Source organism: Amycolatopsis rifamycinica, from assembly GCF_000695625.1.
Taxonomy (GTDB): Bacteria; Actinomycetota; Actinomycetes; order Mycobacteriales; family Pseudonocardiaceae; genus Amycolatopsis; species Amycolatopsis rifamycinica.
In genome coordinates this window covers 103,246-124,925 of the sequence record NZ_JMQI01000041.1, presented here as the reverse complement: position 1 = coordinate 124,925, position 21,680 = coordinate 103,246, and the positions used below count along the sequence as shown (strand labels likewise).

Below are 21,680 nucleotides of genomic sequence, written 5' to 3'. Positions count from 1 at the left end.
TTGAGGAGTCGACACGCGTGATCAGAGAGTCGACACGGCGTGGGCGGCGGCCGGGGTCGTGTCGACCCTTCAATCACGCGAGTTGACCCTCCAATCACGCGAGTTGGCGTTCTGATCACGGGTGGGCGCGGAAGGTGTGGGCCGCCAGGAAGGAGCCCGCCGCCGCGGCTGCGGCGGCGATCAGCAGCGCCGCCGGGAGGGACCAGCCGAGGGGGCGGGCCAGGGCCAGGGCGCGGGTGGCGTCGATCGCGTACGTCAGCGGGTTGACCGCCGAAACCGTGCGGACCCACGCCGGCATCGTGTCCAGGGGCATGTACGCGCTCGAGGAGAACATCAGCGGGAACATCACCACGAACGACGCCGCCTGAAGGGTCTCGGCCTTGCGCAGCCACGTCGTGATCGCGACGAACACCCAGCTCAGGCACCAGCCGACGACCAGCGTCAGAACCAGCGCCAGCCCCAGGCCCGGCACCCCGCCCGCCGGGCGGAACCCGAGGAAGGCCACACTCGCCAGGGCCGTCACCACCAGCTGGACGCCCAGCCGCGCCGAGTCGGCCAGGGTGCGGGCCACCAGGACCGAGAACAGCGAGATCGGCAGGCAGCGCAGGCGTCCGGTGAAGCCGCCGTAGATCTCGGCCAGCAGGCCCGCGCCCGAGCTCATCGCCGTCGTCATGGCGATGTTGACCAGGGTCGCGGGCACCAGGAAGTTGACGTAGCCCTGGTACTCCGCGACACCCGGCAGCGCGCCGACGCCGCTGAACACCTGGCTGAACAGCAACAGCAGCACCACCGGCTGCAGCAGGCCGAAGAACACCAGCCGCCGGTCACCGAACGCCGTCCGCAGCGATCGGGCCGTCAGCACCCGGACCTGCGTCCAGAACCCGGGTTCCGGCCAGGCCGCCGGATCGCCGAGCGCGGCGACGGCCGCGCGGTGCCGGGACGGGGTCATGACACGGCCGCCGTCCGGTGCAGGGACAGGTAGACGTCGTCGAGCGTCGGCTCGGTCACCGTCAGGTCCCGCAGCGGCGCGCCCGCCGCGTCGAGCGCGCGCACCACCACCGGGATGTCACCCGGGCCGGACAGCGGCACGGTGAGCACCAGCCCGGCGCGCCCGGCCGCCAGGCCCAGGCGCGACAACGCGTCCACCGCGCGCCGCAACGCCAGCTCGGTGCCGAACGTGCACGTCGCGGTGCGGGTGCCGAGCCGGGCCTTCAGCTGCGCCGGCGTCCCCGACACGGTGAGGTGCCCGAGGCCGAGGACGACGACGTGGTCGGCCAGCCGGTCCGCCTCCTCGAGGTACTGGGTGGTGAGCACGACCGTGGTGCCGCGCGTCGCGAGGCCCTCCACGATCGTCCACAACCCGGCCCGGCTCACCGGGTCGAGCCCGGTGGTCGGCTCGTCGAGGAAGAGCACCTGCGGCGCGCCGACGAGGCCGGCGGCCAGGTCCAGCCGCCGCCGCATCCCGCCGGAGTACGTGCCGGCCGGGCGGTCGGCCGCGTCTTCGAGGCCGAAGGCCGCGATCAGCTCGGCGGCCCGCGCGAGCGCCTGCCGGGGCCGGGCGCCCAGCAGCCGGGCGATCAGCACGAGGTTCCCGCGGCCGGACAGGGCGTCGTCGACCGCGGCGAACTGCCCGGTCACCCCGATCCGCCGCCGGACCGCGCGGCCGCGCTGCACGACGTCGTACCCGCAGACCCGGGCGGTGCCCGCGCTCGGCCGGACGCGCGTGCTGAGGATGTCGATCAGGGTGGTCTTCCCGGCGCCGTTGTGGCCGAGGACCGCCAGCACCGCGCCGCGGGCGACGGTGAGGCTGATCCCGGCGAGCGCGGTGACTTCGCCGTACTGTTTCGCGAGGTCCGTCACGGCGATGACCGGCTGGGACATGGCCGCTCCTTTCCTGCCCGGGAAAAGGTAACGGGACCGAGGCGTGGCGAGCAAGAAGATCGTCACCATTCGCCGTGCGCGTGACAGTTTTCGCGGAATCGGATGGCACCCGCGTGATAAGGCCTGACCTGCGTGACTCTTCCTGATCGGGGCGATCCCCTGCGCGTGACAAAGAATCGGTGGCCGCTTGTTCGCCCGGAAACACGGAGGTAGCTTTGCCGAAATTCCCCCATTTCCCGAGGTGACGACCCGTGAAGTTTTCGTGGAAGTCGAGAAAGCCCGCCTTCGGCCTGGCCGCCGGAACCGCCGCCGCGGTCGCGGCGACGGTCGCGCTCGTCGGCGCGGGCCCGAGCGAGGCCGCGCCGGTGAGCCTGACGCTGAACTACAACTGCCCGTTCCCGCTGATCGGCGACCAGGTGCTGTCGGTGAAGATCGACACCAACCTGCCCGACAACGCCGTCGCCGGCGCCGCGTCGACCCCGATCACCTTCGACGTCGACGTCACCGTGCCGGAGACCGCCACCGAGGGCCTCGCCCTGGTCGGCGCCACTTCGCTGGACGGCTCGGCCAAGGCCGCGGCCGTGCTTAAGTACCCGGTCGACCGGACCCTGAACCTGAACCTGCCGCTGACGATCGGCTCGACGCCGGTGCCGCCGTCGGGCGCGTTCCACGTCAAGAGCAGCGGCAAGGCGCCGGCGGTGACGTTCCCCAGCCCCGGCACCGCGTCGGTGACGGTCGGGAACTTCAGCACCACGATGACCCCGCGCACCGCCGACGGCCAGCCGACCGACCTCGGCACGTTCACCTCGGACTGCGTCGCGGTCCCGGGCCAGAACCAGCAGCTGGGCACGTTCGAGATCAAGCCGGCGGGCGGCACGACGACGCCCACCACCCCGACCACGCCCACGACGCCGACCACCCCGACCACGGAGCCGACGACCCCGACGACGACTCCGACCACTCCGACGACCGAGCCGACGACTCCGACCACGGAGCCGACGACTCCGACGACGGAGCCGACGACTCCGACGACGGAGCCGACGACGCCTACGACGGAGCCGACGACTCCGACGACGGAGCCGACGACTCCCACCACGGAGCCGACGACGCCCACGACGGAGCCGACCACTCCGACGACGGAACCGACGACTCCCACCACGGAGCCGACGACGCCCACGACGGAACCGACGACGCCGACCACCGAGCCGACGACCCCGACCACCCCGACGACCGAGCCCACGACCCCGACCACCCAGCCGACAACGCCGACGACCCAGCCGACCAACCCGCCGGGCGGCATCGAGGTCAAGTACTCCCTGCAGGGCAAGTCGGTCCTCAAGCAGCTGCACGCCACGCTGCCCCTCGGCCCCGGCACCCTGGACGCGAAGCTCGACGCGGCCTCCGGCAAGTTCGGCGCCCAGCTCGCGCTGCCGAAGTCGGACGTGTACTTCCGCGTCCTCGGCTTCATCCCGGCGTCCGCGACGGTGAAGCTGAACCAGGTCGGCGCGATCACCGGCACCCTCGCCGCCGGCGCGGTCAAGGCCGACGCCCGGATCGACGTCCAGCTCACCAAGGTCCGCGTGTTCGGCTTCCCGATCCTGTCGTCGAAGTCGTGCCACACGGTCGAGCCCGCGAACGTCCCACTGACCTCGGCGCCCGGCTTCGACCCGCTCAAGGGCGGCAAGCTGACCGCGACCTACGGCATCCCGCGGTTCACCGGCTGCGGCTTCCTGACCGGGCTGATCACCGGCATCACCTCCGGCCCCGGCAACAAGCTGGACGTGACCCTCACGAAGAAGTGAGGTCGTGACGCGGAAACGCAGATCCGCGTGACAAGAATACGAAAACCCTTGTGGCACAACGAGAATCGTCAGTAGCTTCGGAAAGGATCACCTTCGATGAGGAAGTCCGGATGCTGACTCGGTTCTCGTTGCCGCTCGTGCTGGTGCTGAGCGCGTTCTCGCTGGGCGCGGCGGAAGCCGCGCCCGGCGAGCCCGTGCCGCAGCAGGCGGCGGCCACGCAAACTCCCTTCGGCTTCAACCTCGGGGACGCGCAGCAGCCGACCACGAGCCACGTGGCCAAGCTCGGGTCCGACATCGCCTTCCCGCCGGGCACCTTCGACGGCTTCCTCGGTGGCCTGACCAGCACCGTGCCGATCACCGGCAAGCTGAACATCCCACCCGCGAACGGCTACTTCGTCGCGTTCCGGTTCATGCCCACCACCGGCCGGGTCGAGATCATCCCGGACGGCGACGCCACGGGGACAGCGACCGTGCACACCGGCAAGGACAAGGACTGCAAGGCCACGCAGACCAACATCTGCGCCGACACGGACGTGACCGCGAAGGTGTTCATCAAGCTCTCGGACGTCAAAGTGGACGGTAGACCGCTCGACGTCGGCCCGGACTGCCGGACGGCCCAGTCCGCGGCGGTGAACATCAAGGCACTGGTGCCGATTTCGCCGCCGGCCCCGCCGGCTCCGCCGGTACCGCCGGTCAAGGTGACGTCGACCTTCACCACGCCGTCGTTCGCCGGGTGCGTCGGGCACGAAGACGTCAGCCGGCTGCTCACCGGCCTGGTTTCCGGGCCGGGCAACACCTTCGTCTCGAACCTCCGGCTGCGCTGCTTCAGCACCGGGTGCAAGCAGCCATGACGACGTTCCTCAGCGAGGCGCCGCAGAAGGCCGCGAACGGCCTGCGCGAGTTCGGCCGGATGTGCGCGATGGGACTCGACGTCCTGCTCGCCATGCTCCGCCGCCCGTACCAGGTGCGGGAGTTCGTCCAGCAGTTCTGGTTCATCGCCAGCGTGTCCATCACGCCGGCGATCCTCGTGTCGATCCCGTTCGGTGCGGTCATCTCGCTGCAGCTCGGCTCGCTCACCAGCCAGATCGGCGCCCAGCAGTTCAACGGCGCGGCGAGCGTGCTGGCCGTCGTGCAGCAGGCCAGCCCGATCGTGACGACGCTGATCATCGCCGGCGCGGGCGGCAGCGCCATCTGCGCCGACCTCGGCGCGCGCAGCATCCGCGAGGAGATCGCCGCGATGGAGGTACTCGGCGTCTCGCCGATCCAGCGGCTGGTCGTGCCGCGCGTGCAGGCCGCCGTCGGGGTGTCCGTGCTGCTGAACGGGCTGGTCAGCGTGGTCGGGGTGCTCGGCGGCTACTTCTTCAACGTGATCGTCCAGGGCGGCACCCCCGGTGCCTACCTGGCCAGCTTCAACGCCCTCGCGCAGCTGCCCGACCTCGTCGTCAGCTCGATCAAGGCCGTCATCTTCGGCTACCTCGCCGGGGTCGTCGCGGCCTACCGCGGCCTGAACCCGAAGGGTGGCCCCAAGGGTGTCGGCGACGTCGTCAACCAGTCCGTCGTCATCACGTTCCTGCTGCTGTTCTTCGTCAACACCGTGCTCACCGCGCTGTACCTGCAGCTGGTCCCGGCGAAGGGAACCTGAGTGGCCATCCTCGGCAAACCCGGCGACCGGCTGTTCGACCTCGGCGACCAGCTGATGTTCTACGTCCGCGCGCTCGCCGCCGTCCCGCTCGCCGTCACCCGCTACTTCCGCGAGGTGGTCCGGCTGCTGGCCGAAGTGACGTTCGGCAGCGGCGCGCTCGCGGTGATCGGCGGCACCATCGGCGTGATGGTCGGCCTGTGCGTGTTCACCGGCGTCACCGTGGGCCTGCAGGGCTTCAGCGCGCTGAACCAGATCAACATCTCGGCGATGACCGGCTTCCTGACGGCGTACTTCAACACGCGCGAGATCGCGCCGCTGGTCGCCGGGCTCGCCCTTTCGTCCACTGTGGGCAGCGGGTTCACCGCGCAGCTCGGCGCGATGCGGATCTCCGAGGAGATCGACGCATTGGAGGTGATGGCCGTGCGGAGCATGCCGTACCTGGTCACCACCCGGATCGTCGCCGGGTTCATCGCCATCGTCCCGCTGTACGTGATCGGCCTGCTGATCTCCTACCTCGGCTCCCGGCTCACCACGGTCGTCTTCTTCGGACAGTCCGGTGGCACCTACGACCACTACTTCACGCTGTTCCTGCCGCCCGGCGACGTGCTGTGGTCGTTCGGCAAGGTGCTCGTGTTCAGCGTCGGCGTGATCCTGACGCACTGCTTCTACGGCTACCGCGCCAGCGGCGGCCCGGCCGGGGTCGGCGTCGCGGTCGGCCGGGCCGTGCGGACGTCGATCGTGCTGATCAGCGTGCTCGACCTGTTCCTCTCGCTGGCCATCTGGGGCGCGACGACCACGGTGAAGGTGTCCGGATGAGCCGGTTCCGCACGCAGCTCGCCGGGGTCGCCTTCCTCGGCGTGCTCGTCCTGCTCGGCTGGCTCGCGGTGGCCATCTACGACAAGGACTTCGACGATTCGGAGCTGGTGACGCTGCGGGCGGACCGCCTCGGCAACCAGCTCGCGCCGACCGCGGAGGTCAAGGTCAAGGGCGTCCCGTTCGGCGAGGTGCGCGCGGTGCGCAGCACCCGCGCGGGCGCCGAGATCGACCTCGCCATCGACCCGGCCAAGATCCGCCTGCTGCCCGGGAACGTGTCCGCGCGGCTGCTGCCGAAGACGGTGTTCGGTGAGCGGTACGTCAACCTCGTGCTGCCGGACCGTCCACAGGGGACGCTGCGGGCCGGTGACGTGATCGCCCAGGACCGTTCCTCCAGTGCGATCGAGCTGGAACGCGTGCTCGGCGACCTGCTGCCGCTGCTGCGCGCGGTCCAGCCGCAGAAGCTGAACAGCTCACTCGGCGCGATCTCGCAGGCTCTCGACAACCGGGGGAAACCCCTCGGCGACAGCATCGTCGAGCTGCAGGACCTCCTGGGACAGGTGAACCCGCTGATGCCGCAGTTCAAGGCCGACATCACCGGGCTGGCTCACGCGGCCGACGTCTACACGGGCGCCGCGCCGGACATCCTGCAAGCGCTGTCCGACCTGTCGGCCACGGCCAAGACCATCGTGGACACCCGGGCCGACCTCGACAGCCTCTACGCGAGCGTCACCAGCGCCACCGGGCACTTGAACGAGTTCCTGCGGAAGAACAAGGACAACCTCATCGGCGTCTCGGCGGCGAGCCGGCCGACGCTCGAGCTGCTGGCGCGCTACTCGCCGGAGTTCCCGTGCCTGTTCGACGCGGTCAACCGGCTCAAGCCGCTGATGGAGAAGGCCCTCGGCAAGGGCACGAACGAGCCGGGCCTGCACGTGACGCTCACCGTGCGGGACCCGCGCGAGAAGTACGTCCCCGGGCGGGACACCCCGCGGTTCGACGCCACCGGCGGCCCGAAGTGCTACGGCGGCGGCGCGGCGGCCGCGGGCCCGGCCGACGGTGACCTCGGCCCGGCGAACTCGCCCGGCGAGCGGCAGCTGGTCGCCGAAATGCTGCGGCCGGCGCTGGAGGAAGTGCCCGACTGGAGCAGTGTCCTCATCGGACCGGCACTGCGGGGAACGGAGGTGACCGTCCGATGAGGAGCGTCGCGGGGCCCGCCGTCAAGGGCCTGGTCTTCTTCCTGGTCACCGCGGCCGCGACCGCCGTGCTCGCGGTCACGATCGCCAATTCGAACGTCGGCGCGACGATCGGGTACACCGCCCGCTTCACCGACGCGACCTCGGTCAACCGCGGCGACGAAGTGCGGATGGCCGGCGTCCGGATCGGCCAGGTCGACTCCGTGCGGGTCGTCGAACACCGGCTCGCCGACGTCGGGTTCTCGGTCGGCCGCACGCACCGGCTCACCGCGTCGGCCTCGGTCACCATCCGCTACCGGAACCTGGTCGGCCAGCGGTACCTCTCGATCGACCCCGGCGCCACCGACACGTCACCGACCCTGGCCGAAGGCGCGCAGATCCCGCTGGAACGGACCAAACCGGCGCTCGACCTCACCGCGCTGTTCAACGGCTTCAAGCCGCTCTTCCAGGCCCTGTCGCCGAACGACGTCAACCAGTTGTCGTTCGAGATCATCCAGGTCCTGCAGGGGGAGGGCAGCACGATCGAAAGCCTGCTGCGGCACACCGCGTCGCTGACCTCCACCCTCGCCGGGAAGGACGCCCTGATCGGCCAGGTGATCGGCAACCTCAACACCGTGCTCGACACGCTGAACGCCCAGGGCGACCAGTTCGACACGCTCGTCGACACCACTTCCCAGCTGGTCACCGGCCTCGCCGCGGACGCCAAGCCGATCGGGCAGGCCATCGGCGGCCTCGGCGAGCTGACCACCGCGACCGCCGGGCTCCTCGAGCAAGGGCGTCAGCCGCTCAAGGACAGCATCACCGCACTCGGCGACCTGTCGAAGAACCTGGCCGACAACACCCCGGTGTTCCAGCAGTTCGTCGACAACCTGCCGAAGAAGCTCGACCGGATCGGCACGCTCTTCTCCTACGGCTCGTGGGCGAACTTCTACCTGTGCGCGGTGGAGACCGACGCGAAACCGGCGCCGGGCGGTCCGCCACCGGGCATCCCCGTCACGGCTGCGAGGTGCCGGTGAAACCGTTCCGCAGCCGCAACCCGATCGCCGTCGGCGCGGTGACCGCGCTGGTCATGGCGCTGATCGGCAGCGCCACGTTCTTCTCCGACGACCTGCCGCTCATCGGGGGCGGCACCACCTACCGGGCCGAATTCCGCGAGGCCGCCGGGCTGAAGCCGAACGACGAGGTCCGCGTGGCCGGCGTGAAGGTCGGCGAGGTCACCGACGTGCGGCTGGCCGGCGACCACGTCGAGGTGCTGTTCCGGGTCCGCGACACGTGGGTCGGCAACCGGACCACGGCGGCCATCAAGATCAAGACGCTGCTCGGCCAGAAGAACCTCGTGCTCGACCCGGTCGGCAACGCCGAACTGGACCCCGGCTCGCCGATCCCGGCCGAGCGCACGAGCTCGCCCTACGACGTCACCGCGGTCTTCAACGACCTGGCGAGCACGGTCGGGGCCATCGACACCGACCAGCTCGCGCAGGCGTTCCGCGTGCTGTCCGACACGCTCGGCGCGTCGGCACCCCAGGACGTCAAGACGGCGTTCACCGGCATCGCCGCCCTGTCGCAGACGCTGGCGTCCCGCGACGAGGAGCTCGTCAAGCTCTTCCGGAACACCAACGAGGTGTCCAAGACACTCGGCGAGCGCTCCGGCCAGATCGAGGCGCTGATCCGCGACGGCAACACCCTGCTCACCGAGCTCAACGCGCGCAAGGACGCCATCGCGAAGCTGTTCACCGGCATCAAGAACCTCTCGGTCCAGCTGCGCGGGCTCGTCGCGGAGAACCAGAAGACCCTCGGGCCGGCGCTGGACCAGCTCGACCGCGTGGCGACCGTGCTGCAGCGCAACCAGGGGAAGCTGGAGGACAGCCTGCGCCTGGCGGGCCCGTTCTACCGGCTGCTCGGCAACGCCGTCGGCAACGGCCGGTGGATCGACACCTACATCTGCGGGCTGATCCCCACCGGCACCACGCCGGGCAGCTGCCGGCCACCGAAGAACGGGGGACGCTGATGGCCCACCACCGCTCGAAGGCGGCACTTTCACGTGAAAGTGCCGCCTCCGCCCTCGCCGACCTGGGCGGGCAGGCCCGTCGCCGGACGCGGTTGCGGGCGCTGACGCTCGGCGTCGTGCTCGCGCTCGTCGTCTCGGCCGCCTGGCCCGTGGTGACCGCACCGGGCGAGCGGACGCTGACCGCGTACTTCACCGCCGCCGTGGGCATCTATCCGAACTCGGATGTCCGCGTCCTCGGCGTCGCCATCGGCTCGGTGTCCGAAGTGGAGCCGAACGGCACGGACGTCAAGGTGACCATGACGCTGCGGCCCGGGGTGCCGCTTCCCGCGGACGCCGGGGCCGTCGTCATCACGCCGAGCCTGGTCGCCGACCGGTACGTGCAGCTCACGCCCGTCTACCGCGGCGGCCCGCAGCTGGCCGACGGCGCGTCGATCCCGCGGGACCGCACCGCGACCCCGGTCGAGGTCGACGACCTGCTGCACAGCCTCAACCAGCTCATGTCCGCGCTCGGCCCGCAGGGAGCCAACAAGGACGGCGCGGTGAGCGACGTCCTGACCCGCTCGGCCGAGTACCTGAACGGCACCGGGCAGACCATCGGCACGGCCATCAAGAACCTCGGCGAGTTCGCGCGCACCGCGAGCGACTCGAAGGACGACCTGTTCACCTCGGTCGACAACATCAGCAAGTTCACCGCGATGCTCGCGGCCAACGACGGCCAGGTCAAGCAGGCCATCTCGCAGATCGCGTCGCTGAGCAAGGTGCTGGCCGACCAGCGCGACCAGTTCTCCGGCGCGCTGACCGAGCTGACCCAGGCGCTGAGCGTCGTCCAGGGGTTCATCAAGGACAACCGCGGCAAGGTCCAGTCCGACGTGGACAAGCTGGCCGACGTCACGAAGGTGCTGGTGAACCAGAAGGACTCCCTCGCCGAAGCCCTGCAGGCGGCCCCGAACGCGCTGACGAACGTCCTGGGCGCCTACGACCAGGCGAACGGGACCATCGACGGCCGCGGCAACCTCCTCGAATACGCGGAGCCGAAATGAAGTCCCTGGTCAAGCTCGCCGCGGTGGTGACCCTCGCGCTGGTCACCACCGGCTGCGGCAGCGGGGTGAGCGTCTACGACATCCCGCTGCCGGGCGGCGCCGCGCTCGGCGACCACCCGATCCACGTGACCGCGAGCTTCACGAACGTGCTGGACCTGGTCCCGCAGTCCGGGGTCAAGGTCAACGACGTCCCGGCCGGCCAGGTGGTCAAGGTCGAACTGGCCCCGGACGGGCGCAGCGCGGTCGTCGACCTGCTGCTCAACGGCGACGTCGACCTGCCCGGCAACGCCGTCGCCCGGCTGCGGCAGGCGAGCATCCTCGGCGAGAAGTTCGTCGAGCTCGCCCCGCCCGACGACGCGACGCCGTCGGGCCGGCTGCTCGACGGCGCGACCATCCCGCTGGACCGGTCGACGCTGACGCCCGAGATCGAGGAGGTCTTCGGTGCGCTGTCGCTGCTGCTCAACGGCGGTGGGGTGGCGCAGGTGCAGAACATCAGCCACGAGCTCAACGAGGCCCTCGGCGGCCGCGAAACCGCGGCCCGCTCGCTGCTGTCCACCCTGGACACGTTCGTCAAGGGACTCGACGAGCACCGGAACGAGATCACGCGGGCCATCGGGAGCGTCAACAGGCTCGCGGCCACGCTCAACGCGCACACCGACCGGATCACGACCACGCTGAACGGCCTCACGCCCGGCATCGGCGTCCTCAACCAGCAGCGGGAAGCGCTGGTCGGGATGCTCAAGTCCCTGGACGGGCTCACCTCGGTCGCCGTCGACACGGTGAACCGCAGCAAGGACGACCTCGTCGCCGACCTGCGCGCGCTGGAGCCGCTGCTGCGGCGGCTGGCCGACTCCGGCGACAAGCTGCCGAAGGCCATGGAGATGGTCTTCACCTTCCCGTTCCCGGACGCCGCACTGGACACCATCCGCGGCGACTACCTCAACGGGTTCCTGAAAGCGGGCCGCTGATGCTGACCCGGTTCGTGCGCGCGCAGGTGACGGCCTTCGTCGTCATCGCCGTCGTCGGTGTCGCCTACGTCGGGGCCACCTACGCGGGCCTCGACAAGATCTTCTTCGACCGCGGCTACACCGTGACCGCGCAGTTCCCGACCGGTGGCGGCATCTTCACCAACGCCGAGGTCACCTACCGCGGGGTGCCGATCGGCCGGGTCGGCGAGCTGCGGCTCACCCCGGCCGGCATGGAAGCCGACCTCGAGATCGACTCGGGCACCGCGCCCGTCCCGGCCGACACCGAAGCCGTCGTCGCGGACCGCTCGGCCGTCGGCGAGCAGTACGTCGACCTGCGGCCGCGCGCCGACGGCGGCCCGAAGCTGCACGACGGCTCGGTGATCACCCAGGCGGACACGAAGATCCCGCTGCCGGTCGACGTCGTCTTGTCGACCGTGGACTCGTTCGCCAACTCGGTGCCCAAACCCGCGCTGCGCACGGTCGTCGACGAGCTGTACAACGCGACGTCCGACGCCGGGCCGGCACTGGATGAGCTGGTCGGCCGCGGCATCGAGTTCGTGCAGGCGGCGAGCGCGCACGTCGCGCCGCTGACCCGGTTCGTCACCGACGCGCACACGGTGCTCGACACCCAGGTGCAGCAGGCCGGCGCGATCCGCGAGTTCGGCGCCAACGCGAAGCTGCTGGCTTCGACGCTCAAGCAGTCCGACGGCGACCTGCGCACCCTGATCCCGGCGGTGCCCGCGGCCGCGAACGAGGTCAGCGCGCTGATCCGCGACGCCGGGCCGGACCTCGGCGTGCTGCTGGCCAACCTGCTGACCACCGCCGACGTCCTGGAGGCGCGTCAGGACGGGATCCGCCAGCTGCTCGTCACCGCGCCGCAGGCGGTCGCCGCGGGCAACGCGATCGTGCGGCCCGACGGCGTCCACATCGGACTGTCTCTGACCTTTTTCGACCCACCGCCGTGCACCACCGGGTACACGACGCCGTACCGCGACGGCCTCGACACGTCGGTCCGCCCGCTGAACACGGCCGCGCGCTGCGCGCTGCCGAAGGGCGACCCGACGAACGTGCGGGGCTCGCAGAACGCACCGGGAGGACGGCCATGAGGGTGCTCGCACGGGTGGCCGCGGTCTTGGCGACCGTCGCGGCCGGGTGGTCGGGATTCACCTGGTGGCAGGCGGCGCACGACGACGGCGTCGCCCGCGCGGTCGTCCGGGAGGAGGCGTTGCGGGCCGGGCGGACGGCGGTCGCCGGATTGACCACTTTGGACTACCGGCAGGCCGGGCCGGGGTACCAGCACTGGCTGGACCTCGCCGGCGGCGCGCTGCGCGACGAGCTGGCGGCCGGCCGGCAGGGCAGCCTCGACCGGATCGCCCAGGCGAAGACCGTCACCACCGGGAAGGTCACCGATGCCGCGGTGACCGAAGTGGACACGGGCGCGGGGACGGCGAAGCTGATCGCCTCGGTCGAACTGGTCGTGGCGCCGGAGGGCGGAGACGCCGTGACCAAGCGCAACCGGTTCCAAGCCGATCTGACGCGCGGGCCGGACGGCTGGCACGTCACCGGCCTCGGCCAGGTTCCCGTGGGGGAGACCCGATGACGGTTCCGACGAAGAAGCGCGCGGTGAAGGTCGCCGGCCGCCACCACGAGGATCCGGACGCTCGCGAGTGGCAAGGCGGGTCAGAACCAGACCTGCCACTCACGACCACCGGGCCACGGCGGCGGGCGTGGGTGGTGCCCGCGGTGGTGGCCGTGCTCATGGCCGGGCTCGCGGGGTGGTTCACCCTCGAAGCGCGGAGCACGAACGCCGTCGTCGCGCACAACAGCGCGCTCTCCGACGTCGCCGGCACCGGGGAGGCCGCCAAGCAGATCAGCGCGGCGCTCGGCACGGTCTTCTCCTACCGCTACGACGATCCGGCCAAGAGCGAACAAGCGGCGAAGGAGGTCCTCACGGGGCCCGCGCTCGCGCAGTACGAACAGCTCTTCGGCCAGGTCCGCAAGCTGGCCGCCGAGCAGCGGCTCGTGGTCACCTCCACCGCCGTCGCGTCCGGGGTGAAGGTCTTGGACGGCGACCGCGCGGCGCTGCTGGTGTTCCTCGACCAGACCGGCACGAGAGGCGACGGGCAGCGCAGCACCGGCGCCGCCCAGCTGAGCGTCACGGCCGAGCGCGTCGCCGGGAAGTGGCGCGTCACCGGGATGTCCGCCGCCTGAGGATGCGCGAGGAACCCATGACCCTTTCCGAGCTGCTGGCCTGCCGCGCCGCGGTGGCGGGCGACGAGCCGGCCTTGGCCTGGTCCCGGCCGGCGGTCACGCTGACCTGGGCCGCACTGGACCGGCGCGTGACCGCCGTCGCCGCGGCCCTGCGGCGGGTGACCGAGCCGGGGCAACGGGCGGCCGTCCTGATCTCGCCGTCACCCGATTACGTCGTCGCGTTCCTCGGCGCGCTGCGGGCGGGGCTGGTCGCGATCCCCACCGGGCCGGAGCGCCGGGCGAGTGTCCTCGCCGACGCCGAGCCGTCGATCGTGCTGGCGACCGCGGCCACCGTGCTCGCGGTCCGGCGGTTCCTGGCCACTTTGGACACCTGCGGGCACCGGGTACTGGCCGTGGACGCCGTCCCGGACGCGCCGGTCTGCCCGGAAGTCCGCTCCGCCGCCGAAGATGTCGCCTACCTGCAGTACCCGGGCGGGGTGATGGTGACGCACGCGAACGTCCTGGCCAACGCGCGGCAGGCGGCCGGGGTACTGGGCCGGACGACCGTGGTGACCTGGTTGCCGCCGAGCGACCCGCTGGGACTGCTGCTCGGGGTGGCGGTGCCGGTCGTCGCGGGCCTGCCGGCGGTGATCTGCCCGGAGCTCCCCGCCGGTCCGGCGGGGCTCGGCTCCGCCGGCACGCTGGTGCGCGCCGACGACCCGGACCTGGACCGGCTCCGGACCGCGTTCCCGCCCGGGGCGCTGCGGGCGTGTTACGTCGTCGCCGAAGCGACCGCGCTGGTCGCTTGTGGACGCCCGGTCGGTCAGCGGGTCGCGATCGTCGGCCCGGACGGGCGGCGGCGGCCCGCGGGCGACGTCGGCGAGATCTGGGTGAGCGGGCCGAACGTCGCCCGCGGCTACTGGAAGCGGCCCGAGGAGTCCGCGCGGGTCTTCTGCGCCCTGCTGCCGGACGACGACGAGCCGCGGTGGTGGCTGCGGACCGGTGACCAGGGCTCCCTGGACGGTTCGGGTGAGCTGTGCGTGACCGGCCGGGACCTGGTCGCCGGGTGCCGCGCGGAGGACCTCGAGGCGACGGCCGAGCAGGCGCACCCGGCGATCCGGCCGCGTGCGGCGTCGGCGTTCGCCCTCCCCGGCGACCAGGCCGTGGTCGTGCTCCAGCTGGCCGACGGCGTCGTCCCGCTGCGGGGCGAGGTCGAACGGGCGGTGCGGCACGCGGTGTCGGTGCGGCACGGGCTCACGCTGCGCCGGGTCGTCGTGCGGCCGTCCTCCTCCGGGGACGGCCTGTGGTGACCGGGCCGGCGGAGCGGGCGCTGTCGCCGGGCGTCCCGTTCGCGGCTTCGTCGTTCGAGGTGACGTGGCCGGAAGTGCCGTTGCCGCCGGTCGCGTCGCACGGGCCGGGGGCGTGGCTGCTGTTGACGGACGAGCACCCGGCGGCGCTCGGCCGGGCCGTCGCGCTGGCACTGGCGCTGGCCGCGGCGGGCGACGACGCGCTTTCGCTGCCGCGCGACGACCTCGACGAGCTGCCCGGGTGCCTGGCCGAACGGCCGGTGCGCGGGGTCGTCTTCCTCGCCGGGTCGCCGTACGCCTACCGCGATCCGGAGGCCGCGCAGGAGCTGTTGCTTTCGGTGCTTTCGGTGGTCGCGCGGCTCGGCTTCGGCGTCCGGTTCCACCTGGTGACGCAGGCGGGCGGCGAGCCGGGGCTGGCGTTCCTGCGCGGGCTGGTGCGGGTGCTGGCGGTCGAGCGCCCGCAGCTGCGGGCGAGCCTGGTCGACGTCGACGCGCGGTCCGATGTGGACGTCCTGGTGCGCGAGCTGCGCTCGGACGCGCCGGACGACGAAGTGCGCTGGCGTCACGACGTCCGGTACGCGGCGCGGCTGGCCCGTGCGCCGTTCGGCGTCGAGGTGCCGACCGGGCCCGGCGCGTACGTGGTCACGGGCGGCCTCGGGCCCGCGACCGCCCGGTGGCTGGCGGGCACCGGCGCCTCCCGGATCGTCCTCTGTGGACACTCCGCCGGGGCGTCCGGCGCGGTGGTGATCCCCGGCGACATCGCCGAGCCCGGCGTCGCGGAGCGGCTGGTGGCGGCGGCCACGGCGGACGGCCTGCCGCTGCGGGGCATCGTCCACACGGCGGGCGTCCTGACCGACGACCCGGCCGCGGCCTGGCGACGCGGCGTGCTGGGCGCACGACGGCTGCACGAAGCGACCGCGGACTGCCCACCGGACTGGTGGCTGCTGGGCACCTCGGCGACGGCCCTGTTCGGCGCCCCGGGCGAAACGTCCCGCGCCACGGCGGACGCCTGGCTGGAAGCCTTCGCCGCCTGGCGCCGGTCCCGGGGCCTCCCGGCAACGATCGTCCCGCTCGGCCCGCCCCGCCTCCCCGACCTCCCCCGCCCCTACTTCTCCACCCTCTGACCGTGATGCCCCTCTGATCACGCGTGATGCCTCTCCGATCACGTGAGATGCCTCTTTCCGCACACCGGCTCGGGTGGGAAGAGGCTTCATGCGTGATTGAGCGGGCATCACGCGTGATGGGGAGGGCATCACGCGTGATGGGGCGGACGACACGGGTTAGGGAAGGGTGGCGCGGAGGGCGAGGATCATCTCGAAGCGGTCGTCCGGGTTGCGGAGGTGGTCGGCGAAGAGGGTTTCCAGCTCCTGGGCGCGGGCGCGGACGGTCTGGGGGTGGATCGCGAGGCGGTCGGCGACCTCGCGGACGTTGCCGCACGTTTCCAGCCACGCCAGGAGCGTGGGGGCCAGGCGGTTGTACTGCTTCGGTGTCAACGCCGTCAGCGGGGCCAGCCGGCGGCGGGACACCTCCGTCACCAGGAACGGCTCCTTGCGCAGCCACAACGCCGCCAGGTGGTCTTCGCACCAGGTCAGCGGCTCGTCCGGGAGGACGTCGCCCACCAGGCGCAGGGCTTGCTGCGCCGTCGCCAGTGACCGGCCCGCCTGGCGCGGCGGGACCGGGGGACCCACCGCGGCCCGCTGGCCGGCCAGGGCCGCCGTCAGCGCGTGGCGGTCCGACGGCGACGGCAGCAGCAGGCGCGGGGTTCCGTCTTCGAGGTCCTCCAGTGCGTTCAGCCCGGTGACGTCGGCGGGCCCGTCGAGCGCCACCGCGACGAGCCGGTGCGGCAACGGCCACTCCGCCGCCGTCGCGGCTTCCTGCACCGTCCGTGACGGCGACGGCGGGTCCGCCAGCAGCAGGTCCAGCAGCCGGCGCCGCCGCCGTTCCAGCGCGCCGGCCGCCCGCGCCTGGGCCGCCGCGTGCCCCTCGATCGACAGCGCGGACAACTCGTCGATGTAGGCGAAGATCGCCTCGGCCAGCAGGCACAGCGTCGCCGACGGTACGCCGGCCCGCGTCCCCACCTCCGCCATCCGCCGCCAGGTCACCCGCGCGCCGACCCGGTAGGCGGCCTGCAGGACGTCGAGGTTGCGGCCCTGCGCCAGCTCGTGCACACCGAGCCCGACGAACACCTGGCGACGCTCCTCGGGCACCGGCCCCGACGTCGCGATCCGGTCGACGAACTGCAGGATCGCCGCCTGGACGCCGGCCCGCAGCGCCTTGCCGAACGCGCCGTCGAGTGGCCGCGCGTAGTCCGGGATGGTCCGCTGGATTTCGCGCAGCACCTCGTCGGCGACGTCCAGCAGCCGCGGCCGGAACACCGCGGCCAGCTCGCGGGGCAGCATGGCCCACAGCTGCCCCGGCCGTCCGTCGCCGCTCAGCATCGGCCCGAAGGCCGTCTCGACGGGCGATCCCGTCATTGACCCACCTCGCCTTCGAAGGGGACTCAGGAACCGAGGAGCGCCTCCGCCCGCAGCGCGATCTCCATGTCGAGCCGGTCGTCGGCGTTGTTGAGCCGGTCGCCGAACAGGTCGATGAGCTGGTGCATGCGGTACCGGACGGTCTGCGGGTGCACCTTGAGCTTCTTCGCGATCTCGGGGGCGCTGCCGCGGGACTGCAGCCAGATCAGCAGCGTCTCGCCGAGCCGCGCCCGCTGCTTCGGCGTGAGGTCCTTGAACGGCTGCAGGCTGCGCGCGCACAGCTCACGGACCAGGAACTCGTCGGCGAGCAGCCACAGCGTGGACAGGTGGTCGGTGCAGCGCGTCACCGGCGCGTCCGGCAGGACGCCGCGCTGGAGCAGCTTCAGGGTGCGGCGCGCCCAGAGCAGCGAGCGCGGCGCGTCGGTCAGCCGCACGGTCGGGCCGATCACCGCGCGCCAGCCCGGCAGCCGCTCGGCGAGGTTCTTCAGGTGCCGGCCCGGATCGCCGGTGACCAGGCACGGCTCGCTGCCCTCGAGGTCGACGAGGACGTCGGCGTGCAGGTCGGGCGCGGCCAGACTGTGCTGGTCGGCACGCGGTTCGAGAGCGACGACGGTGACCTCGGCCGGCAGGGGCCACTGCGCCGTGGCGGCCTGCGCGGTGATGGTCTGCGGCGCGGACGGCGGGTCGGCGAGCAGCAGCTCCAGCAGCCGCCGGCGGCGGCGGGCGCGGGTGCCCGCGGCGCGCGTCTGCGCCGCCGTGTAGCCCTCGATCGACAGCGCCGAGATCTCGTCGACGTAGGCGAAGATGGCTTCGGCGCTCGTGCACAGCGTGTCCGCGGAGACACCGGTGGCCTGCCCGAACTCGCTGATGTGCCGCCACGCGACCCGCCCGCCGACCCGGTAGGCCGTCTGCAGGCAGTCGAGGCTGCGGCCCTCGTTGAACTCGATCTTGCCGAGGTTGCGGAACACGGTCGTCCACGTCTCGAGCGGCACGGCACCGGGCGTGCCCACACTGTCGAGGCACTGGATGATCGACTGCCGGACACCCTGCGTGATGATGTGCCCGAACGCGCCTTCGAGCGGCTGGCGGTACTCGGGCACCGCCCGCTGCACCTCCTGCAGGATGGCGCGGGCAAGCGGGTCGACCCGCGGCTTGAAGCGGATCGCCAGCTCTCGGGGCAGGGACGCCCACAGCCCGATCGCGCCGGAAGCGCGGCCGTGCCGGGGATCCGCCGGGGTGCGCGGGGCGGGCGGGTAGGCGGGCCGGGGCCGGTCGGCCGACACGGACTGCTGCCGGTAGGCCGGTCCGGGAGTGCGCTCGCCGGGGTTCGGCCGTCCGGTCCGCAGTGCGGCGGTGGCGAATCCGGTGTCCACGTCGGTCATGTGTTTTATCCTTGCTGGCAACAAAATCGGCCTCGTCGGCGGGGACGCCGATCCGGTTTTTGTGGCTCAGGCAACATAATTTCGCGTGATCCGCACTGTCAACGGGTTCTCCGCTGACTTTGCGGTAACCCGTCCGGACTACACCCGAACGGGTGGAACGCCGCGGGAGGAGGTGACACTTCCGGCGCGGGCGAATGGTGTGCGCGTGACAACTTTTCAGCGGGGTGGTTCGGTGGTTGTCAGGCGCTTGACGACGTCGTCCAGGGTCAGCCGCGCGGGCGCGGTCCCGGCGAGGAACTCGTTCAGCAGCGCGCAGAACCGATCCGGGTCGGCCACGTGCGGAAAGTGTTTCACGTTTTTCAGCACGGTCAAGCGGCTGTCCGGCAGCAGTGCGGCCGTCCGGTGCGCGTGCGCCACCGGGATGAGCGGGTCGCGCTCGCCCCAGACCAGCAGCACCGGTACGGCTTCGGCGAGGTAGAGCTTGTCCACGGCACTCGCGCGCTGGCCGCGCAGGTCGATCAGGCTGCGCGCGATGCACAGGAACGCCCGCCGCCGCGCGGGGTCGGCGAGCGAGCCGAAATGCCTGGCCAGTTCCCGTGTTTCAGTTTTCAACGACCAGCCGAGCCGTCGTCCGAGCCGGGCCGCGGCCCGCGCGATCGCGAGCGTCACGCGGTTCACGGTCAAGGCCATTGTGGCCGGTGCGCCCGGCAGGGCGGTGGCACGCAGCACCGGGCTCACCTCCGGCCCGAGTCCGGCACCGGCGACCAGGACGAGGCGGTCGCACATTTCCGGGAACTGGTAGGCGAACTGCAGCGCGATGCCGCCGCCGAGCGAGTGGCCGACGACGGTCGCGTGCCGCACGCCGGACACCGCGAGCACGTCCCGCACGGTGCTCGCCAGCGCGCCGAGGCCGTAGTCGGCGCGGGGTGCCTCGGATGCACCGTGACCGGGCAGGTCGAGCGCCAGCACGCGGCGGCCGAGGGCGGCGCACCGCGCCAGCACCGGCGCCCAGGTTTCGGCGCTGCCGGCGATCCCGTGCAGCAGCACGACCGCTTCGTCGCCGGCGGGCGCGGGCGGCAGGTGCTCGTGCAGCCGGAGGCGGCGGCCGTGCAGGGTGAGGGTCTTGACGGTCATGGGCGGCCTTTCTCGCGAACCCGAAATTAGGGCATCCGACCGTTGCCGCTGATGTGGGGAACGCCACCGCCGGGGAATCACGGACGGGCGTGACAAGAAGGTTTGCGGAAAAGCGGCGGCGCGTGCGGGTTTTCGCGGGATCACCGGGAATGCGTATCGACATTCCGGTGGTATCCGGTAATCCTCGGAGGCATGGTCGCAATGACGCACCGGACGCGCTGATGTCCTGCCGCGCGAGTTTCCATTTCGTCCACCACGGGCCGCGGCCGAGCCCGGGCTGGCCGGGCCGCCGTCCGTGGCGGCGGGTGCTGCCGCTGCCGGTGCGCGCGCTGGACCGGGCGGCCAAGGCGCAGTTGTGCCCACCGCCGGCGGCCCGCGCGAGCCGGTGACCACGCGGCGCTGCGGGCCGGCCGGTCTTCCGGATCTGGTGACCTGGCGCGCGGTGTGACCTGCGGTTCAGCTCTCCGGCGGGCGGTGAGCGCGCATCAGGCGTTGCGCGCGCAGGGCCAGCTGCATGCCCAGCCGGTCGTCGGCGTCCTTCAGCCGGTCGCCGAACAGCTCCTCGAGCTGGCGCAGGCGATTGCGGACCGTCTGCGGGTGGACGCCGAGCCGCTGCGCTATCTCCGGTGCGCCGCCGCGTGTCTCCAGCCAAGCCAGCAGGGTCTCGCTCAGCCGGTCGCGCTGCTTTTCGCTCAGCGAAGCGAACGGGTCCAGGCTCTGGCGGGCCAGCTCGGCCGCCAGGAAGTCCTCGGCCAGCAGCCAGAGCGTCGCCAGGTGGTCGCGGCACCAGATGATCGGGCCGGGGACGTCCGGGCCGGACAGCAGCAGCGCCCGGCGTGCCGTGCGCAGGGCGGCCGGGGCGTCGGCCAGCGGGACCGTCGGCGACACCGCCGCGCGCCAGCCGTCGAGCTTGGCCGCCAGCGGCGCCAGGTCGGCGTCCGGGTCCCGGGTCAGCAGGTACGGCTCGGGCCCGTCGAGGTCGGCCAGTACGCCGTCGCCGAGCAGGTCGGCGGGGAAGTCCGCGGCTTCGGGGCCGCGTTCGAGGGCCACCATCGCGGCCGTTTCCGGCAGGGGCCAGCCCGCGCCGCCGGCCAGGCCCGCGATGCTGCTCGCCGCCCCTTCCGGGGCGCCGGCGATCAGCTCCAGCAGGCGCCTGCGCCGGACCGGGACGGCGCCTTCGGCCTCGGCCTGCGCCTGCTGGTACCCCTCGATCGCGGTCGCGCACAGCTCGTCGACGTAGGCGAAGATGGCCTCCGCGGCGACCGAGATGACGGCCGGATCGACGCCCGCGGCGACCACCGCCGGGTGCATCGCGCGCCAGGCCACCCGGGCCCCGATGGTGGCGGAGTCCTGCAGCGCGTCGAGGTTGCGGCCTTCGGTGAACTCCCGCCGGCCGCGGCCGCGGTAGTACTCGATCCAGTGGTCGTGGGCCAGTGCGGGCTCGCCCATCGAATCGATGCAGTGCTGCACCGCGAACTCGACGCTCTTCACCAGGACCTTGCCGAACACGCCCTTGAGGGGCTGGCCGTAGGCCGGCACCGTGCGCTGCACCTCCTGGATCATCGAGGCCGCCGCGTGCCCGATGTGCGGGCGCAGCCCCGCGCCGAGCGCGCGCGGCAGCGAAGCCAGCAGGCGAAAGCTGCGGTACTCGACCACCAATCCCCCTTCGAGTGCGTGTGCGCCGAGCGTATCCGACGCGTGTGTCACGCAAGAATCAACGATCGGTTCCCGGAAAAGGTGACGCCGACCCGTCCTTTTGACACGGACGGGTGCGCGTTCTACGCTCCGTGTCAGCTGCCGGGGGTCATTTCCGAGGCGCCAATTCCTAAGTGGAGGACTGAATTCC

Annotated in this window: 21 protein-coding genes; 15 read left to right on the top strand and 6 right to left on the bottom strand. The window is 72.1% G+C overall.

Features of this window, described 5'->3' with window-relative positions; genetic code table 11:
- Window positions 1-115 precede the first annotated feature (115 nt).
- The gene (locus DV20_RS19405) at window positions 116-949 is read right to left on the bottom strand and encodes an ABC transporter permease (protein WP_043782195.1); all 834 of its coding nucleotides are present in this window, start codon (window positions 947-949) and stop codon (window positions 116-118) included.
- Complete coding sequence (locus DV20_RS19400) at window positions 946-1,881, bottom strand: ATP-binding cassette domain-containing protein (RefSeq protein WP_043782193.1); 936 nt, start codon at window positions 1,879-1,881, stop codon at window positions 946-948. The genes DV20_RS19405 and DV20_RS19400 overlap by 4 nt, the downstream gene beginning before the upstream one ends.
- Window positions 1,882-2,132: 251 nt before the next feature.
- Here DV20_RS19400 and DV20_RS19395 point away from each other — a divergent pair, with 251 nt between their 5' ends.
- The 14 genes from DV20_RS19395 to DV20_RS19330 all read left to right on the top strand — a co-directional run bounded on the left by DV20_RS19395 (window position 2,133) and on the right by DV20_RS19330 (window position 15,968).
- Window positions 2,133-3,683 carry a DUF6801 domain-containing protein gene (locus DV20_RS19395; protein WP_043782190.1) on the top strand — a complete coding sequence of 517 codons (1,551 nt, stop codon included), beginning with the start codon at window positions 2,133-2,135 and terminating at the stop codon, window positions 3,681-3,683.
- 110 nt (window positions 3,684-3,793) lie between these two features.
- Complete coding sequence (locus DV20_RS19390; protein WP_043782188.1) at window positions 3,794-4,534, top strand: hypothetical protein; 741 nt, start codon at window positions 3,794-3,796, stop codon at window positions 4,532-4,534.
- Window positions 4,531-5,325 carry an MlaE family ABC transporter permease gene (locus DV20_RS19385; protein WP_043782186.1) on the top strand — a complete coding sequence of 265 codons (795 nt, stop codon included), beginning with the start codon at window positions 4,531-4,533 and terminating at the stop codon, window positions 5,323-5,325. The genes DV20_RS19390 and DV20_RS19385 overlap by 4 nt, the downstream gene beginning before the upstream one ends.
- 54 nt (window positions 5,326-5,379) lie before the next feature.
- Window positions 5,380-6,141: an MlaE family ABC transporter permease gene (locus DV20_RS19380; protein WP_235190889.1), complete on the top strand. Its 762-nt coding sequence runs from the start codon at window positions 5,380-5,382 to the stop codon at window positions 6,139-6,141.
- The gene (locus DV20_RS19375; protein WP_043782183.1) at window positions 6,138-7,334 is read left to right on the top strand and encodes an MCE family protein; all 1,197 of its coding nucleotides are present in this window, start codon (window positions 6,138-6,140) and stop codon (window positions 7,332-7,334) included. Before DV20_RS19380 ends, DV20_RS19375 begins: the two co-directional genes overlap by 4 nt.
- On the top strand, window positions 7,331-8,347 hold the full coding sequence (locus DV20_RS19370) for an MCE family protein (protein ID WP_043782182.1): 1,017 nt from the start codon (window positions 7,331-7,333) through the stop codon (window positions 8,345-8,347). The genes DV20_RS19375 and DV20_RS19370 overlap by 4 nt, the downstream gene beginning before the upstream one ends.
- The gene (locus DV20_RS19365) at window positions 8,344-9,339 is read left to right on the top strand and encodes an MCE family protein (protein WP_043782181.1); all 996 of its coding nucleotides are present in this window, start codon (window positions 8,344-8,346) and stop codon (window positions 9,337-9,339) included. Before DV20_RS19370 ends, DV20_RS19365 begins: the two co-directional genes overlap by 4 nt.
- Window positions 9,339-10,379: an MCE family protein gene (locus DV20_RS19360; RefSeq protein ID WP_051736050.1), complete on the top strand. Its 1,041-nt coding sequence runs from the start codon at window positions 9,339-9,341 to the stop codon at window positions 10,377-10,379. Before DV20_RS19365 ends, DV20_RS19360 begins: the two co-directional genes overlap by 1 nt.
- Window positions 10,376-11,347, top strand: coding sequence for an MCE family protein (locus DV20_RS19355; protein ID WP_043782180.1), 972 nt, complete (start codon window positions 10,376-10,378; stop codon window positions 11,345-11,347). Before DV20_RS19360 ends, DV20_RS19355 begins: the two co-directional genes overlap by 4 nt.
- Entirely contained in the window at window positions 11,347-12,453 is a 1,107-nt protein-coding gene (locus DV20_RS19350; RefSeq protein WP_043782178.1) for an MlaD family protein, read from the top strand. The genes DV20_RS19355 and DV20_RS19350 overlap by 1 nt, the downstream gene beginning before the upstream one ends.
- Window positions 12,450-12,947 carry a hypothetical protein gene (locus DV20_RS19345; RefSeq protein ID WP_043782176.1) on the top strand — a complete coding sequence of 166 codons (498 nt, stop codon included), beginning with the start codon at window positions 12,450-12,452 and terminating at the stop codon, window positions 12,945-12,947. Before DV20_RS19350 ends, DV20_RS19345 begins: the two co-directional genes overlap by 4 nt.
- A complete protein-coding gene (locus DV20_RS19340; protein WP_043782173.1) occupies window positions 12,944-13,558 on the top strand; it encodes a hypothetical protein in 615 nt (204 codons plus the stop codon). The genes DV20_RS19345 and DV20_RS19340 overlap by 4 nt, the downstream gene beginning before the upstream one ends.
- A 17-nt stretch (window positions 13,559-13,575) precedes the next feature.
- Complete coding sequence (locus tag DV20_RS19335) at window positions 13,576-14,847, top strand: AMP-binding protein (RefSeq protein ID WP_160169741.1); 1,272 nt, start codon at window positions 13,576-13,578, stop codon at window positions 14,845-14,847.
- Window positions 14,844-15,968 (top strand): KR domain-containing protein, encoded by a 1,125-nt coding sequence (locus tag DV20_RS19330; protein ID WP_235190886.1) that lies wholly within the window; start codon window positions 14,844-14,846, stop codon window positions 15,966-15,968. Before DV20_RS19335 ends, DV20_RS19330 begins: the two co-directional genes overlap by 4 nt.
- A gap of 156 nt (window positions 15,969-16,124) precedes the next feature.
- Here the strand turns inward: DV20_RS19330 and DV20_RS19325 are convergent, their stop codons facing one another.
- From DV20_RS19325 to DV20_RS19315, 3 genes are all read right to left on the bottom strand, one after another.
- On the bottom strand, window positions 16,125-17,318 hold the full coding sequence (locus tag DV20_RS19325; RefSeq protein ID WP_043782170.1) for a PucR family transcriptional regulator: 1,194 nt from the start codon (window positions 17,316-17,318) through the stop codon (window positions 16,125-16,127).
- 26 nt (window positions 17,319-17,344) lie between these two features.
- Window positions 17,345-18,700, bottom strand: coding sequence for a helix-turn-helix domain-containing protein (locus DV20_RS19320; protein WP_084093560.1), 1,356 nt, complete (start codon window positions 18,698-18,700; stop codon window positions 17,345-17,347).
- Between the two features lie 216 nt (window positions 18,701-18,916).
- The gene (locus DV20_RS19315) at window positions 18,917-19,834 is read right to left on the bottom strand and encodes an alpha/beta fold hydrolase (protein ID WP_043782169.1); all 918 of its coding nucleotides are present in this window, start codon (window positions 19,832-19,834) and stop codon (window positions 18,917-18,919) included.
- A 221-nt stretch (window positions 19,835-20,055) separates the two neighbouring features.
- Between DV20_RS19315 and DV20_RS45560 the strand changes: the two genes are divergently transcribed.
- On the top strand, window positions 20,056-20,223 hold the full coding sequence (locus DV20_RS45560; RefSeq protein ID WP_160169740.1) for a hypothetical protein: 168 nt from the start codon (window positions 20,056-20,058) through the stop codon (window positions 20,221-20,223).
- A gap of 67 nt (window positions 20,224-20,290) precedes the next feature.
- Here the strand turns inward: DV20_RS45560 and DV20_RS19310 are convergent, their stop codons facing one another.
- Window positions 20,291-21,493 carry a helix-turn-helix domain-containing protein gene (locus DV20_RS19310; protein WP_043782167.1) on the bottom strand — a complete coding sequence of 401 codons (1,203 nt, stop codon included), beginning with the start codon at window positions 21,491-21,493 and terminating at the stop codon, window positions 20,291-20,293.
- Between the last annotated feature and the right edge of the window lie 187 nt (window positions 21,494-21,680).

Coding starts and splice junctions, on each gene's coding strand:
- DV20_RS19405 (WP_043782195.1), bottom strand. CDS start 949: ATGACCCCGTCCCGGCACCGCGCGGCCGTCGCCGCGCTCGGCGATCCG.
- DV20_RS19400 (WP_043782193.1), bottom strand. CDS start 1,881: ATGTCCCAGCCGGTCATCGCCGTGACGGACCTCGCGAAACAGTACGGC.
- DV20_RS19390 (WP_043782188.1), top strand. CDS start 3,794: ATGCTGACTCGGTTCTCGTTGCCGCTCGTGCTGGTGCTGAGCGCGTTC.
- DV20_RS19385 (WP_043782186.1), top strand. CDS start 4,531: ATGACGACGTTCCTCAGCGAGGCGCCGCAGAAGGCCGCGAACGGCCTG.
- DV20_RS19380 (WP_235190889.1), top strand. CDS start 5,380: ATGTTCTACGTCCGCGCGCTCGCCGCCGTCCCGCTCGCCGTCACCCGC.
- DV20_RS19375 (WP_043782183.1), top strand. CDS start 6,138: ATGAGCCGGTTCCGCACGCAGCTCGCCGGGGTCGCCTTCCTCGGCGTG.
- DV20_RS19370 (WP_043782182.1), top strand. CDS start 7,331: ATGAGGAGCGTCGCGGGGCCCGCCGTCAAGGGCCTGGTCTTCTTCCTG.
- DV20_RS19360 (WP_051736050.1), top strand. CDS start 9,339: ATGGCCCACCACCGCTCGAAGGCGGCACTTTCACGTGAAAGTGCCGCC.
- DV20_RS19355 (WP_043782180.1), top strand. CDS start 10,376: ATGAAGTCCCTGGTCAAGCTCGCCGCGGTGGTGACCCTCGCGCTGGTC.
- DV20_RS19350 (WP_043782178.1), top strand. CDS start 11,347: ATGCTGACCCGGTTCGTGCGCGCGCAGGTGACGGCCTTCGTCGTCATC.
- DV20_RS19345 (WP_043782176.1), top strand. CDS start 12,450: ATGAGGGTGCTCGCACGGGTGGCCGCGGTCTTGGCGACCGTCGCGGCC.
- DV20_RS19340 (WP_043782173.1), top strand. CDS start 12,944: ATGACGGTTCCGACGAAGAAGCGCGCGGTGAAGGTCGCCGGCCGCCAC.
- DV20_RS19335 (WP_160169741.1), top strand. CDS start 13,576: ATGACCCTTTCCGAGCTGCTGGCCTGCCGCGCCGCGGTGGCGGGCGAC.
- DV20_RS19325 (WP_043782170.1), bottom strand. CDS start 17,318: ATGACGGGATCGCCCGTCGAGACGGCCTTCGGGCCGATGCTGAGCGGC.
- DV20_RS19320 (WP_084093560.1), bottom strand. CDS start 18,700: ATGACCGACGTGGACACCGGATTCGCCACCGCCGCACTGCGGACCGGA.
- DV20_RS19315 (WP_043782169.1), bottom strand. CDS start 19,834: ATGACCGTCAAGACCCTCACCCTGCACGGCCGCCGCCTCCGGCTGCAC.
- DV20_RS45560 (WP_160169740.1), top strand. CDS start 20,056: ATGTCCTGCCGCGCGAGTTTCCATTTCGTCCACCACGGGCCGCGGCCG.